This window comes from Chryseobacterium sp. Y16C (assembly GCF_022488405.1).
Lineage (GTDB): Bacteria > Bacteroidota > Bacteroidia > Flavobacteriales > Weeksellaceae > Chryseobacterium > Chryseobacterium geocarposphaerae.
Map to the genome: position 1 here is coordinate 2,331,105 of NZ_CP092711.1, position 14,349 is coordinate 2,345,453.

The following is a 14,349-nucleotide window of genomic DNA, read 5'->3' on the forward strand; positions in this document are numbered from 1 at the left end:
TATTTTATTCAAAATTACCATTTTCCCGGCTGACATTTTATGAAGACTGTAAAATTGGTACATCTTTCCGTAATTTATATAAGCTGAGTTGCTCTAAAAGTTTCGACTTTTGTATCCATGACAAGAATATTTAATCCTACTAATATATTTTAATCGTAAATTAAACATTCTTTTAATGATCCTTCAACACAAATTTAAAACTCAACTTAATTAACACTTAAACTAAAAAATAAATGAGCACACTCACGGTAAAAGCTTATGGAGCAGAATCCAAAACTGCAGATTTAGCAGAAATTAACATTGAAAGAAGAGTAGTAACAGCTAAAGATGTGGAAATTGAAATTCTATATTGCGGAGTTTGTCACTCAGATCTTCACACTGCAAGAAATGACTGGGGTGGATCGATGTATCCTGTTGTTCCGGGACACGAAATTGTAGGAAGAATCACCAATGTAGGAAGCGAAGTTTCCAAATTTAAGGTCGGTGACTTAGCCGCTGTTGGTTGTATGGTAGATTCCTGCGGACACTGCGACAGCTGTAAACACGATCTGGAACAATACTGCCAAAATGGTTTCACCGGAACTTACAACGGAAAGGACAAACATTTGGGAGGACATACTTTCGGTGGATATTCCCAGAAAGTGGTTGTGGATGAACATTTTGTATTAAGCGTTCCTGAAAACCTGGATCTGGCTGCAGTGGCACCACTTCTATGTGCAGGAATTACTACTTGGTCACCTTTGAGACACTGGAATGTTGGACCGAACTCTAAGGTTGCCGTGGTAGGTTTAGGAGGTTTGGGACATATGGCCATTAAGCTGGCAAAAGGTCTGGGAGCTGAAGTGACTTTATTCTCAAGAACTCCGGGAAAAACCGAAGACGCTAAGAAATTGGGAGCAGATCACGTGGTAATTTCTACAGATGACGCTCAAATGAAAGAAGTAGCTGCAAAATTCGATCTGATTATTGATACTGTTCCTTATGAACATGACATCAATCCTTATATGCAGACTGTTGCATTAAACGGAACTTTGGTATTAGTAGGATTTGTAGGCGAATTTGAGAACGAGTCCCCAAGTACAAGACCTATGATTTTCCAACGCCGTTCTGTTGCAGGTTCTTTGATCGGAGGCATTGCTGAAACTCAGGAAATGCTTGATTTCTGTGGAAAACACAATATTGTTTCTGATATTGAATTAATTAAAATTCAGGATATCAATAACGCTTATGAAAGAATGCTGAAAAGCGATGTAAAATATCGTTTCGTAATTGATATGCAATCTTTGTAATTCTTCGTATATTTTAACAGGAAGGCTCTCTCCGGAGAGTCTTTTTTGCTTATAGTAAGAATTTAATTAATTCCTGTATTTTCCATCCATATCTTCAAATGCCCACTCTGCCATTGAATTGATAACAGGAATCAAGCCTTTTCCCGCTTTACTTAACTCATAGGTTACATGAGGTGGTACGACTGGTTTTGCAGTTCTTATGACCAATCCATCATTTTCCAATTGTTTCAGATGCTGAATCAGCATCTTTTCCGTCACCGCCGGAATTGCACGTTTTAGTTCACTGTATCTTTTATCACCTCCTGAAAGATGATATAAAATAATGGGCTTCCAAAAACCACCGATTTTTTCCATTACATACGTTACCGGACAAGAATCGAGTGCATATTTCTTGTTCTGCTGAATGGTTGAACTTTCTTTAATTGCTGTCATAATACATACTTTAGGGTAAGTACTTGTATAAAAGTAAGTACAAATATACCTTTGTATCAGGAAATAAAAAAATAATTACTAACAAATAATACAAATATTATGAAAATTGTTATTACAGGTTCATTAGGAAATGTAGCCAGACCTCTTATTAAGCAGTTAATTGCAGAAGGACACGATATTACTGTAATCAGCAGTAACGAAACTAAAAAAGCTGAAATCGAAAATTTAGGTGCAAAAGCAGCTATTGGTTCAATCATCGATTTAGGTTTCCTAATTGAAACTTTTAGGGGGAATAATGCTGTCTTTTTGATGACGCCACCCAATATGGGTTTCGAAAATATTGTTAAAAATACTGTCAATGCAGGAAAAAATTATGCTGAAGCAATCAAACAGGCAGGAATAAAAAAGATTGTAATGTTAAGCAGCATCGGTGCCGAATCTCCGGTTGAAAACGGGCCAATCAAAGGTCTCCATTTTATCGAAAAACTTTATAATGAATTAGAAAATACCTCTTTAACTTTTTTAAGAGCTGGATATTTCTACATCAATTTCTTTAACGATATACCATTGATTAAAAATGCAGGAATTATAGGAGGAAACTACCCTGGTCATACAGAAGTTCCTTTAGTTCATCCGAAAGATATTGCGAAAGCTGCTGCAGAAGAATTAACAAAAAATTCTGAAGGGAAAAATGTAAGATATATAGTAAGTGACGTGAGAACCGCTTCAGATATTGCCAAAACTTTTGGAAATGCCATCGGAAAACCTGAACTTCCTTGGGTTGAGTTTAAAGACGAAGAATCGTTAAACGGAATGTTACAAGCCGGACTTCCTCAGGAAATTGCAGAATTATATACGGAAATGGGAAGAGGAATCAGAACCGGAGTTGTGCAGAAAGATTTTATTGAACATGGTTCTGTGGTTGACGGGAAGATTAAATTAGAGGAATATGCTAAAGAATTTGCCAATAAGTTTAATTCATAATTTCTTCATTGAAATTTTTAAAACTGGTTTCGGCGAGCCTTTGGCTCGCCGAAACTATTATACTTATGATTAATTCAAATTATTTCTTTTCTTTCAATGTTGCCTTTAAGATTTTCAATCTCCCGTCAATTGGCTGCTCAATCTTCAATCCTAAAATTTCAGCAACCAAAGGATATACATTTATATTAGCAAATTCATCAATCACCAGGTTATTTTTAAAGTCTGGGCCCCAAGCGAAGAAAGTAGCTTTCATTTCAGGAACGATTCTTGGGTTATACCCATGTTTCCCAATGGAAGCTTTCTTTCCCTTTTCCAAGAATACTTTTGGAGCTTTCGGAATCAATAAGATCTGTCCTATTCTATTGTATCTATCGTCTTTTGTTCCAAAGTGAAGATATTTTGGGAGCCTTTTGTCTAAATATACCTCATAATCTTCGGTTTTATTTGCTTTTAATTCTTTATATGTTTTTTTAACCTCAGCAGGATTTTTAACATAAACTCTTAGTAAAGTCTGGGAATTATAAATATCAAATCTGTTTTTATCTAAAAGCAACAAAGGAATTTCCAAAGGATTTCCACCGTCTACTTTTATCATTCCGTGGTCTGAAACAAAAACAAAATTTACATTTTTTAATCCTAAAGCATTTACTTTTTGAACTAATTCTCCAATAGCGTTATCAACCAGATGAACAGCATCTTCTGTTTCCTTGGTATCGGGGCCAAAGTGATGTCCACTTCCATCAACTTCAGGAAAATATAAGGAGATAAAATGTGGTCTTTTATCCATAGGGAGCTTCAGCCAGTTAATTACTTTGCCAACTTTTTCTGATGGAGTAAATTTTTCGTGATAAGGGTAGTAATAGGTAGGCCTTTTTCCACCTGCATCACTCGCAGAACCTACCCATTGCATTGAAGCAGAAACCATTCCCTGCCTTTCAGCTAAACTCCATAGCGGAGTTCCACCATACCAGCTTCCATCTTCAGCATTCTTTTTATTGCTCATTGCGTATGGTTCTTTTCTTTTATAATCGTAAAAATAATTATCGATCAAACCGTGATGAGAAGGGTAAAGTCCGGTGATTAAAGTCCAGTGATTCGGAAAAGTAATACTAGGATAACTTGGAATCATTGCTTTAGCCTGAACTCCTTCATTTGAAAATTTCAGAAGATTTTCTGCGTTGTATTTTTTAGCATAATCATAGCGAAATCCATCTGTTGAAATCATGATCACATAAGGCTTTGTCTGGGCTTCAGCACTATTGTATCTGTTGGGAATAACGATTTGTGCTGTATCAACTGTTTCTTTCTGGGCAAAAACCGTCAATGAAAAAATCAACAGTAAAAATTGTAATCCTCGCTTCATTATAAATTTTTTGCAAAGTTACTTCTGTAAAGTTTGACATAAAAATTTCCCGGGTTAAAAAAACATTAAAAGCATTTTTTAGAATACATTTAAATAAAAAAGCCACTTTTCAGTGGCTTCTATCTATTCTTTTATCAATTTTTCATAGGACAATGTTCCATCTTTCTGGGTAATTTCTAAATAATAACTTCCTGATCTCAGATCTGAAATACTGATACTCCCACCTTCTACTTTTACAGTTTTCACTTTTCGTCCTGTGGATTCATAAATATCAACTGACTTGATATGATCAGCATTTTTAAAGTTTACTGTTTCTTTGGCAGGATTTGGATACATTTTAATAGTTTTGCTTTCTAACTCTGCATCATTAACTCCTAATACTCCAAAAGTTCCGCTTGTGACAGATGTATTGGCAGCTCCTCCATGTGGACTTATTGTTAAACCTGCTGTACCTGTAATGACACATTTGGCAGATATGGTACTGGCTGTAGCATAATTAAACTGATAATCATTAGCTCCATCTGAAGTTGTTAAATTACGTTCATACGACATGGAAACCGTTGAACCTGATATAGAAGGGGCAGTAACCACCGTCCAATCCTGAGTATCTGAATTATAAACTCCAATACCACCAAGGTTTCTGTCATTAAATCCCACATCACTATAAGTCAAAGCATCAGTAGGATCTCCGGACATACCAGCGTTTGCACCACTTCTGAATGTAAATCCAAACCATCTGTCGGAAGGCCCCGTCAAATCTAATCTAACTTTATTGGTTGTATTGTTTAAAGTAATATTAGCCGTCACGGATCTTGTACCAACAGTACATGTCATAATTCCTGTAGATTTTTGCTGAGAAGATGCTAAAAATCCTGCTATTAATAGTAAAGAAGATAATACTCGCTTCATACTTAATTTTTTAATAAGTTAATAATTTCGTGATTTTTTGAGAAGATAGCATATTCAAATGCTGTTTTCCCTTGTTTATCTGCCAGTTCTTTGTTTGCTTTATTTTTCAGTAAAATGGCCACCAGATCTTTATCCTGAAGCTGAACTGCATAAATTAACGGGGTAGTCCCGTTCGTATCAGCAAGATTGGGATTGGCTCTTTTTTCCAATAATTTTTGAGTGAGTTGCTTATTACTTTTAAAAACGGCAGCAGTAAGTGCAGAACCCTGTGTACTGCCGTAGTTAACATCTTTCACATGATCTATTAAAAATTCTGCAACAGCATTATTTCCCCTATAGCAAGCTAATATTAGTGGAGAAAATCCATTTTCATTGATTGTATTAATGATATCCGGATTTTTCTTCATCAGTTCCTGAACTTCAGCAACAGTTCCGCTTCTGGCAATATCAAAAATTGACTTTGCTTTTTCCTGAGCAGACACAAATGTGAAACTCAGAAAAACACTTATTATGAAGATCAGGTTTTTCATTGTTTTGTAAGGATATAATCGTATTGAACATTTACATTTTCAGCCACTTTCTTAGTAACCATTTTAGGGATTGTTACTTTATGATCCGCTGATTTTGCTATGAAGCCACCAGATATATAAATTTTGCCATCTTTAGCATAAATACTTGCATTGGAGGTATACGCTTTATCCACTCCATGAAAGTTTAATGTTCCCTGTATGGTATATTTCTGTGGATTTGAACTCAATTTGGTTTTATCAAAATTTAAAATCTTTCCTGAGAAAGTGGTTTTCGGGTATTTTGCAGTTTCTGCATAGCTTTCGTTAAAATGCTCCTCCATGAGTTTCACTTTGAAATGAAAGTTTTTAACTGCAGAAACGGAAGCTATATCTCCTGTATCTGCATTCAATACAACAATATTATTGTCATCCTGGGCAAAAACATCCTCAAATAGAGGAACAGAAGCTTCAAAAGTTACTTTCCCTGTTTTTGAGCTGTATTTCTGAGCTGAAACAACGTTTGCAAAAAGTAACGAAACGGTTAGTATGATTAATTTTTTCATATTATTCAGTTTAATTTTCAATAAGTCCGTCTGTTTTCCACTTAATAAAAATATTGATCTGTGATTGAGACAGAGCCCCTCCTTGTGGCATTTTCTGAGGATCTCCGACAGGCCTTTGTATTCTGTCTAAAATATTATCAATATGATTTTTCACTTGGGTATAGCTCGTCCAGGGCTGAAAAGAAGCTGACCCTCCCGCTGAATGGCAAACGATACAATTTGCATCTATAAGAGGTTTTACATCTTTATTATAGGTTACTTTTTCTACAATAGGCGTGGATCCTGAGATTTCTTCATAGGTTCTGCTTTCACAAGCAATCAGAATAGTTGCCAATGAAAATATGTACATTATCTTTTTCATATTAAAAAACTCTATAAAGATTAAACCCAAAGAAAATATGTCCTTTTCCCCAATCTCCTGTTGCATTGGTAAGATAGCCAATATCAGAATTGAGCTGGGAATTGGTAAATAACAGCTGGAAAACATGTCCCCCGGTTTCTATATCCATACCCAAAGACAGGGGATTTTTATAAAAACTGTGATTATCAAAATTCACAAAATATTCTGCGTTGATAGAAATTCTTTTTGAAATCTTATAACGGCCTCCTAATCCTGTAAGAAACTGGTCTTTATTTTCGATACTCGGCTCATAAAGATTCTTGTGGACATAGGAAGGAGTTAATTGTAAAGAAAATTTATCATTAAACCTTCTTGAAATTAACGCCTGAGTAAGATAAGAAAGCCTGTCCCCAAACTGAAGATCCGGGTAATTATCTTTACTAAGATCTGTATTCACCGCCAATACATTATATCCAACGATATCCAACGGAAAATTTTCGCTTTGTTTTAACAGTTTGTATTTAGCACCGCCCTCAAAGGTTTTCTGATTTGTTTCTCTGGAAAGATTTAATGAAAGTCCGTCTGTTACCCCATAGATTACTCCTAATTTGGTAGAAGCATCATCTAATCCAAAAAAATCTTTGAATCCTTTGCTTACATCTCCAAAACGATGGGCTACAACGATGTACCATTCATTTTTCGCAGGAAGCTTTGTAGATTGGCCTGTGACGACTTGTAATGCCTTAAATGCAGGCTGTGAAATTTCGGTGTTTGTTTTAATAGTATCAATATCCTTCAACAAGTCTTCCTGTGCAAAAGCAAGACTTGAAGCCAACATTGACAAAAAGAAGAAAGTTTTTGTCATACGCTTATTTTTTTATTAAAAAATTAGTACAACAAACTTATAGACTTATGCTTTCAAAAGCAGGTGATAAAAGTCACCGACAAAATTGTTTTTATCAATCGGATTGTTAAAATAATTAAATAACATTTATTAGAGTCACCTAACATTTTCATTAACAGGTATTTTTATACCTTCTCTAGTCTGAATAATTTCGCCTTCGTTTTCAACTTTTTTTAATACACGGCTTACCACTTCTCTGGAAGTTCCTAAATTACTGGCGATTTCCCTATGGGTAAGTTTTATAGGATTACTTCCTGTTATTAAAATCTGCTGTTTGATATAATTTAATACTCTTTTATCAAGCCTGTGAAAAACGGCATCATTGACCATATTCATGATATCTGTGAATCTTTTGTCATATTCATGATAAAAAAGTTTATTGATTTCAGGAAATCTAATCAGCCACTCATGCAAAACTGCCACGGGAACCAACATTACTTCAGAATCTTCTTCAGCTAAAGCATATACTTTACTGGTATAATCACCAAAAATAGATGAAAAAGTCATCAAACAGCTATCATTAGGTCTTACGTAATAATAAATCAGCTCTCTTCCATCATTTAGAGAATAAACCTTAATTGAACCTTTTATCAGGAATGGAACATATCTTACCTTCTGCCCTTCTGTAATAATTTCCGTCTTAGCTTTAATATCGGTAATAAATGCATTCTTTTGAAGTTCCATTGAAAAATCTTCTCCCAAAAACCCGAATTTATTAATAATAAACTGGTTATTTATCATATTCATTAAATCATATATGGCAACAAATATATAAAATTCAAAATTTGTAATCGTAAAAAATTAAAATTCTTTTATTATCCATAGAAAAAATTCATACTTTATTCATTTGAGATACCGAGTTCAATTAAAAACAGGCTTAATATTAAATAAAAATTAATTTGAGCATTTCTTTTTAAAAGATAAATAATAAAAAACTGCTTCAAAAAAATGAAACAGTTTTTTTATTTTAGAATCTGTATTTCAGGTTTGCACCATAAAAGAAATATGATTTATGGGGGCCTGGATTGAGATCTGTTGCGACTCCTTTCGGATAATTACTTCCTGTATCTGAATCATTAATACTGTTTCCTAAGAACAGGAATGTATAATTAATCTGGTTTGTTAAATTATTTCCCATCACAAAAACATCCAAATCCAGTTTATTAAAGGATTTTTTATAACCTAATTTTGAATTCAGCAGCCCGAAACCTTTTACTAATCTGTCATTATTAAAATCAGCATATACTTCTCCTAAATAATTATATGTATTCACAAGATAAAAACCGGGTTTTGTATAAATATCCAAACCTATTGCATATTTATTTCTTGGAACTCCTACCACCGTTTTATGGATGTAATCTCGGTCTTCTCCTGCCAGTCTTGTTTTAAAGTCTTTATATTTCGCATCATAATAAGAAAGGTTTACAAACGGAACAATTCTGTTAATGAATGAATTTTCATTTTTATACTGATACCCGACACTCACTTCCAGTCCGTTATTTTTCTGGCTTCCTGTATTTGCCCAATACGTTTGGTTACCGGAATTAGGAATAACCAATTGAGTCAGTTTATTAGAATAATCTATTCTGAATACAGAAACCTGATAATCCAATTTTGTGTTTAACAATAAACCATGCACGCTGAAATCAATCATTTTTGCACGCTCTGGTTTCAGATCATCATTGGCTGTATTCGTATAGGTTATAAATGACGAAGCTGCTGTAGGAGAATTATATCCTTCACTATAGCTAAGATTAAAAATCTGGTGTTTCCATTCTTTTTGTAAAGCAAAATGTGGTGTATATGCAACTTTATAATCTTTTTCAAATGACTGATCTTTTGTATGTGCAGCAATTAATCCAGGCAAAGCGAAAAGGTCTTTTCTGTCGTAATTCGTTCTATTTGCACTTACTCCAGCCAGCAAAGTTACTCCCCATGGTTTATACGTAAGATAGTCTATTGCAAAGTAGGTCGACTGATTATTGTTATATTTAAAATAAGAAGCTCCGTTAATTCCTGTTGTTAATAGTGGGTTATCAGGAAATTTACCATCAAAACGATAGCTTGAAGCAGTAGAAACAGAATTCTGAATTTCCGTTCCAAAGTCTAATTTGTTTTCAAAATTATTGAACTCATTTTTCAAGGTAAACGTTGAACGCAATCCTACGTTTGGTGAACTTGTAATACCGTAAGCCCCAGCTGAAACACTTTCTGTATTTCCGTTATAGTAGAATAAGGTTGTATAATTTCTCAGGTTGGGTAAAATATTTACTGTATTGCTTAATCCAACTCTTGTAGATTTTATTTTAGTCCCTGCATTTTTACTAATATAAGCTGTATTTCCGTTATCAATTCCAGCATAATAGTCGTCATAAGAAATTTGCCCTGAAGTATGTTCATAAGAGTAAGCCTGACTTGCAAAAAAGCTTAACTGATCCTTTTTCCCAAGTTTCACAGTTCCGTTGATATTGAAAAAGTTTTTTAATCCTCCCCCATTCGGCCTATAGCCATCCGTTTCAAGATGTCCATACGCTGCATTAATAGAATAGTTCTCATCTGCAACATTCAACTGTGTTCTGGACTGAAAAGTTTTAAAAGCTCCAAACATTACATTTTCCGAAACCGAGACTCCTTTTGTGAAATCCGGACGGGTATAGAAGCGTACAGCACCTCCAACCCCTCCTCCATACATTGTAGCAGCCGGACCTTTTATAACTTCCACATTGTTTACATTAGCAAAATCAACATCATCTAGAATTGTTATTCCTTCTGCGTTTGTTAAAGGCATATTATTCCAATATGCTTTTACTCCCCAGTTATTAAACTTCTGGTCATTTCCGTACCCGCGTACAACAAGTCTTTGACCTCCGAAATTTGTCCTCTTATCCACTTGCAGACCAGGCATTGTTGATAATGTCTGATCAATTGCAGCCGGATTGTTTCTGTTTAATTCTTCTTCAGAAAGTGTTTCTACAGATTGTCCGTGTCTTTTGAATTCGGCACGTTCCTGTTTTATTTTTTTTCTTCCTTGTATTGCCACCTCTTCTATTGTACTTTCCTGTGACTGCTGAGCATTCACAATTACGCAGCATAATACCGCTGCAATTCCTATATATCTTTTCATTACATTAAAAAATTATTATCATTAAATTATATTCGCCTTCTGTAAATACTCTTTTCAGGAGGCGGAATAATAATGGATAAATGATGTGTATTTTCTAATTGTATATAATGATTGGGCAGTGTTCTGAAATAACAGGTGTTAAAAGCATTAAGATTATCATCTTCGAGAGCTATAAAAAAGCTGGATGTTTTGGATATGGCTTTTTCATGCACTGGCAAATCTATTTGCTTTCTTACATTTATTTTCTTAACTCTGAGTTTTTCGGAAAAAGTCAATAATGAATTAATGATGATATCTTTTTTATCTATATAACAGAGAAAATACTTTTTCCCTTTTATAATGCTGATGCCAATAACATCATAAGAATATCCGTTAAGAATAAATTCTTTTTCTTCTTTCCATTTCGCTTTTACCAGATCTTTTTCTGTGAAGTAAATTGTTTCAGATTTCCTGAAATGCTTGTTCGAAATATTGTATTGCACATTTTCATACAATTCTCTTTTCACATGAGAAATAATATGATAGATCACATTATTGAATAACATGAGTACCGGAATGCAGATAAAAATAAAAAATAGTTTTTTATTCAAAAATATTATTGTCTTTTGGGAATTAATTCGCCTACTGGTTCAATTAAAATAAACTTTGAAATGTTTATCTTATAAAGTTTCTTAGAATCTTTTACTATATACTCTATCCAATTATCTTTTGGATTTAATGTTGGGGATGTAGATTTTTCTGTTGTAATTTTATCAGCAAAAGCATTATCTTCTGTATTGTTTAATTGTAAATTTCCTCTTATTACAATTATACCTTCAGAATTACTTTGTACAAATGAAATTGTATTGCCTTCTGCGTGTAAAGTTTTTACCGCAATAACCTGATTATTTTTCTTTTTTAATTTTACGGTATACATTATCCCTCTTACACCGGCTCTTCCTCCCACCCATTCTGTTTTTTCCGCAGAGATTACCGATATATTTTTTTCCTGATATACAGAAGATACCGGCCTCCCGCAAGAAGCCAGTATCCAAAATAATATTAAAAGTAATTGATTATTCATTGTTAATCATCATCTCCTCCTGCTCTTCCTAGTACTAAGAAATTACCGCTATATATTTTTTCTCCTTTATAATCGGCTTTAAGTACATATTTTCCAGGGGTTAATCTTTGACCAAACTCTTCGTCAGATTTTACATTTTGTTTGCTGTATATCAATCTTCCTGATCCATCAAAAATGCTTATGTCTACAGCATTATATTTAGAAGAATCAAATCTCAAGTGTGCAATTCCTTTTGAAGGGTTAGGATAGATCATAGTCATATCTTTTTTAGAACTCACCTCTCCGGTTGCCAAAGTGCTATTTTGTGAAGTCCAAGCTCCTCTTCCATAGGTTGAAACCAATATTGTTTTCGTAGATGGTCTATAATCTAAATTTGTTATTCTCACATTTCCGATATTCCCTGTTACTGATGACCAGATAGGTGCTACATCCAGAAAATTAGTTGTTCCCCATACTCCCATTTCTGTTCCTAATAATACTTCATTTGGATTATCCGGGTTTCTCAATATTGTTCTTACAGGCATATCCGGAAGATTTCCTTCTTTATTTTGCCATGTAACTCCTCCATCTGTAGAATAAAACACGCTTGTAAGATTATAGTTGGATAGTGTTACCATAATTTCACTCTCATTAGCTCCGAATTCTATATCTGAAATGGTTCCGGTTGCTGGAGATGTCAAAAGTATAGAGGTATAAGATGTAGTATTAGCATTGGTTATTTTAAATACCCTTCCTAAATTTGTTCCAACAAACAGCGTTGTAGATGCGGTAGTATAAGGAGAAACTTTCATCCAGGAAATCTGCTCGCCACTTTGCGCTGTTCCTGCAGTAACCGTAACATTTGTAAATGTTGTAGCAGTAGCAGAAAGTCCGGCAGTTCTAAAAAGTGTCAATCCCGAACGATAAGAATAAAATACATTATTTATTCTGTCTAAAGCCAGTTCATTAACAAAGTGCCCATAACTATTTCTATTAGCAGATGATAATAAATAATATGTGCCTGTTGTTAACAGGTAATGGTTGTTATAAACATAACTGGCAATTTCATAATTATCCTGATCATCATACTCTGTGTACATCCCATCTCCTCCCGTTGCAGATTGGCTGGTCAGGAAATTATTAGCTTGTGGCGCACCATACAACCACCATGACCCATTATCTTGCGCTCCGGCTAATAATTCTTCGTTCGCAGGTGTCTTTATGGGATTAAGCATTGCAGAGTAGAACTGCGTCACATTATATCTTGTATTTCTTGCTGAGAAACCAGTATTTGTTGCAATATTTGCTTTATTGGCGGCAAAATAAATTCCACCATCATTTCCAAACATCATTTGTCCTGTTGCATAGTTATTAAAAGGATTAAAAACTATGGCATGCTGATCCGCATGTACAATAGAAACCGGCAAATTTGCCATTGCATTATTATTAGACCACTTTGAAATTTGTGACCAATTAACTCCGCCATCTGTAGACTTATACAAATCCACCCCACCAATATATACACTATTATCATCCTGTGGATCGGCTGCAATTACAAGATCATAAAAAGATTGTCCTCTTGTAAAATCTTCTGCAGGAATACTCGTATCTGTAGCAATAGGAAGATTTATAGTTCCCGTTCCGTCATTAGTAGCCTGCCATGTAGTACCTCCATCTGTAGATTTCGCAATGCGTATAGGTTCGGAAGAACTTGGCCCTTGCATAAATGCATATACCTTATTGGCATTTGTTTTGGAAAGAGTAAAATTCACTCTTGCACCAGCATTCCCAACGTTATAAACTTCAGTAAAAGTAGTTCCGTTAGTAGATTTTAAAATTCTTCCTCCTGAATCTATATTCGAATATCTTGAAGATCTGGTAGAAACCCAGACTGAATTATCTGCTCCTATTTCTATTTGCTGAATAGAATACCCTGTAGTACTTGTTACACCAGTCGTCGTATTAAGCGCTAATAAACTGGTATTTTTTACAAATGTTACCCCTCCGTCGGTAGATTTATACAATCCTGATTGACTTAATCCCTGGAACGCTCCATCATTATACCCACCACTTACTCCGGCATAGACTTCAGAAACACCACCATTATTTCTTACTTTTATATCATTGATATAAAAATTACCACTTCTTACTCCATTAGAATACGTTACCGGTATTGTAAAAATCTGAGTCCAAGTTGTACCTCCATTTGTAGATTTCCATATTCCGGATCCTATTGCATCCGATGTTGAAGCTTCTCCCGTCCCGGCATAAAAAACCTGAGGATTATTAGGATCGTAAGTAATACTTGAAATCGAGGTATTAGCCCAGAATGTACTTAATGGAGTCCATTCATTTGTACTAACTGAAGGATCCTGATTTACCCAAAGACCACCAGAAACACTTCCTGCAAATACCCTTTTTCCCGTAGGATCATTTGGATCAAACATGATTGCTCTTGTTCTACCTCCTACACTGTAAGGCCCTCTTTCAATCCAAGGTTGGTCAAAACTTTTTGAGGTTGCAGATGAATTAGTAGAAAGAAAAGACATTCCGGTTTGAGGAGCATATCTTCCTTCTAAAATATCTTTTCTTATTTTTAATAATCCCTCAAAGTTTGTTTGCCCAGTAACGGGATCCATAGTTCTCTTAAAATCTTCTTCGTTATATGGATTAGGAGGTATCCCAGCTGCTTTTCCATACTTATGCTGTTTTTTAAGATCCTTTTTATATTTGGCATACAGCTCTTGTAAATGCTTTTGATTTGCCTGAAGTGTGTTGTTTTTCTGTGCATACATACTCACATTTGCACATAACAATAAACCCCAAATATAACACCTTTTCATTTTTTTAATTTTCCACAAATATAATCAAGTTTAATACAAAATATCAT

14 protein-coding genes are annotated in these 14,349 nt (G+C 34.5%); 2 read left to right on the forward strand and 12 right to left on the reverse strand.

The features are described 5' to 3' along the window. Positions 1-233 precede the first annotated feature (233 nt). The gene (locus tag MKS83_RS10315; protein ID WP_240583098.1) at positions 234-1,289 is read left to right on the forward strand and encodes an NAD(P)-dependent alcohol dehydrogenase; all 1,056 of its coding nucleotides are present in this window, start codon (positions 234-236) and stop codon (positions 1,287-1,289) included. Between the two features lie 66 nt (positions 1,290-1,355). Here the strand turns inward: MKS83_RS10315 and MKS83_RS10320 are convergent, their stop codons facing one another. Continuing rightward, positions 1,356-1,721, reverse strand: coding sequence for a winged helix-turn-helix transcriptional regulator (locus tag MKS83_RS10320; protein ID WP_240583099.1), 366 nt, complete (start codon positions 1,719-1,721; stop codon positions 1,356-1,358). 99 nt (positions 1,722-1,820) lie between these two features. Here MKS83_RS10320 and MKS83_RS10325 point away from each other — a divergent pair, with 99 nt between their 5' ends. Further along, positions 1,821-2,705, forward strand: coding sequence for an NAD(P)H-binding protein (locus MKS83_RS10325; protein WP_240583100.1), 885 nt, complete (start codon positions 1,821-1,823; stop codon positions 2,703-2,705). Positions 2,706-2,784: 79 nt separating this feature from the next. On the opposite strand, the gene MKS83_RS10330 is transcribed toward MKS83_RS10325, so the two are convergent. From MKS83_RS10330 to MKS83_RS10380, 11 genes are all read right to left on the reverse strand, one after another. Further along, on the reverse strand, positions 2,785-4,068 hold the full coding sequence (locus MKS83_RS10330) for an ectonucleotide pyrophosphatase/phosphodiesterase (protein ID WP_240583101.1): 1,284 nt from the start codon (positions 4,066-4,068) through the stop codon (positions 2,785-2,787). A 123-nt stretch (positions 4,069-4,191) separates the two neighbouring features. Then, entirely contained in the window at positions 4,192-4,977 is a 786-nt protein-coding gene (locus tag MKS83_RS10335; protein ID WP_240583102.1) for a T9SS type A sorting domain-containing protein, read from the reverse strand. A gap of 2 nt (positions 4,978-4,979) precedes the next feature. Then, entirely contained in the window at positions 4,980-5,507 is a 528-nt protein-coding gene (locus MKS83_RS10340; RefSeq protein WP_240583103.1) for an ankyrin repeat domain-containing protein, read from the reverse strand. Next, complete coding sequence (locus tag MKS83_RS10345; protein ID WP_240583104.1) at positions 5,504-6,049, reverse strand: YceI family protein; 546 nt, start codon at positions 6,047-6,049, stop codon at positions 5,504-5,506. Before MKS83_RS10345 ends, MKS83_RS10340 begins: the two co-directional genes overlap by 4 nt. 10 nt (positions 6,050-6,059) lie before the next feature. Continuing rightward, the gene (locus tag MKS83_RS10350; RefSeq protein ID WP_240583105.1) at positions 6,060-6,410 is read right to left on the reverse strand and encodes a hypothetical protein; all 351 of its coding nucleotides are present in this window, start codon (positions 6,408-6,410) and stop codon (positions 6,060-6,062) included. A 1-nt stretch (position 6,411) separates the two neighbouring features. After that, positions 6,412-7,254 (reverse strand): DUF5777 family beta-barrel protein, encoded by an 843-nt coding sequence (locus MKS83_RS10355; RefSeq protein WP_240583106.1) that lies wholly within the window; start codon positions 7,252-7,254, stop codon positions 6,412-6,414. A gap of 135 nt (positions 7,255-7,389) precedes the next feature. Next, on the reverse strand, positions 7,390-8,040 hold the full coding sequence (locus MKS83_RS10360; RefSeq protein ID WP_240583107.1) for a Crp/Fnr family transcriptional regulator: 651 nt from the start codon (positions 8,038-8,040) through the stop codon (positions 7,390-7,392). Between the two features lie 220 nt (positions 8,041-8,260). Further along, a complete protein-coding gene (locus MKS83_RS10365; protein WP_240583108.1) occupies positions 8,261-10,417 on the reverse strand; it encodes a TonB-dependent receptor in 2,157 nt (718 codons plus the stop codon). Between the two features lie 26 nt (positions 10,418-10,443). After that, positions 10,444-10,962 carry a hypothetical protein gene (locus MKS83_RS10370; protein ID WP_240583109.1) on the reverse strand — a complete coding sequence of 173 codons (519 nt, stop codon included), beginning with the start codon at positions 10,960-10,962 and terminating at the stop codon, positions 10,444-10,446. A 50-nt stretch (positions 10,963-11,012) separates the two neighbouring features. Continuing rightward, the gene (locus MKS83_RS10375) at positions 11,013-11,480 is read right to left on the reverse strand and encodes a hypothetical protein (protein ID WP_240583110.1); all 468 of its coding nucleotides are present in this window, start codon (positions 11,478-11,480) and stop codon (positions 11,013-11,015) included. Between the two features lie 2 nt (positions 11,481-11,482). Continuing rightward, on the reverse strand, positions 11,483-14,302 hold the full coding sequence (locus tag MKS83_RS10380; RefSeq protein WP_240583111.1) for a T9SS type A sorting domain-containing protein: 2,820 nt from the start codon (positions 14,300-14,302) through the stop codon (positions 11,483-11,485). Positions 14,303-14,349 lie beyond the last annotated feature (47 nt).

Coding starts and splice junctions, on each gene's coding strand:
- MKS83_RS10370 (WP_240583109.1), bottom strand. CDS start 10,962: ATGTTATTCAATAATGTGATCTATCATATTATTTCTCATGTGAAAAGA.
- MKS83_RS10315 (WP_240583098.1), top strand. CDS start 234: ATGAGCACACTCACGGTAAAAGCTTATGGAGCAGAATCCAAAACTGCA.
- MKS83_RS10330 (WP_240583101.1), bottom strand. CDS start 4,068: ATGAAGCGAGGATTACAATTTTTACTGTTGATTTTTTCATTGACGGTT.
- MKS83_RS10365 (WP_240583108.1), bottom strand. CDS start 10,417: ATGAAAAGATATATAGGAATTGCAGCGGTATTATGCTGCGTAATTGTG.
- MKS83_RS10335 (WP_240583102.1), bottom strand. CDS start 4,977: ATGAAGCGAGTATTATCTTCTTTACTATTAATAGCAGGATTTTTAGCA.
- MKS83_RS10350 (WP_240583105.1), bottom strand. CDS start 6,410: ATGAAAAAGATAATGTACATATTTTCATTGGCAACTATTCTGATTGCT.
- MKS83_RS10345 (WP_240583104.1), bottom strand. CDS start 6,049: ATGAAAAAATTAATCATACTAACCGTTTCGTTACTTTTTGCAAACGTT.
- MKS83_RS10360 (WP_240583107.1), bottom strand. CDS start 8,040: ATGAATATGATAAATAACCAGTTTATTATTAATAAATTCGGGTTTTTG.
- MKS83_RS10355 (WP_240583106.1), bottom strand. CDS start 7,254: ATGACAAAAACTTTCTTCTTTTTGTCAATGTTGGCTTCAAGTCTTGCT.
- MKS83_RS10340 (WP_240583103.1), bottom strand. CDS start 5,507: ATGAAAAACCTGATCTTCATAATAAGTGTTTTTCTGAGTTTCACATTT.
- MKS83_RS10380 (WP_240583111.1), bottom strand. CDS start 14,302: ATGAAAAGGTGTTATATTTGGGGTTTATTGTTATGTGCAAATGTGAGT.
- MKS83_RS10375 (WP_240583110.1), bottom strand. CDS start 11,480: ATGAATAATCAATTACTTTTAATATTATTTTGGATACTGGCTTCTTGC.
- MKS83_RS10325 (WP_240583100.1), top strand. CDS start 1,821: ATGAAAATTGTTATTACAGGTTCATTAGGAAATGTAGCCAGACCTCTT.
- MKS83_RS10320 (WP_240583099.1), bottom strand. CDS start 1,721: ATGACAGCAATTAAAGAAAGTTCAACCATTCAGCAGAACAAGAAATAT.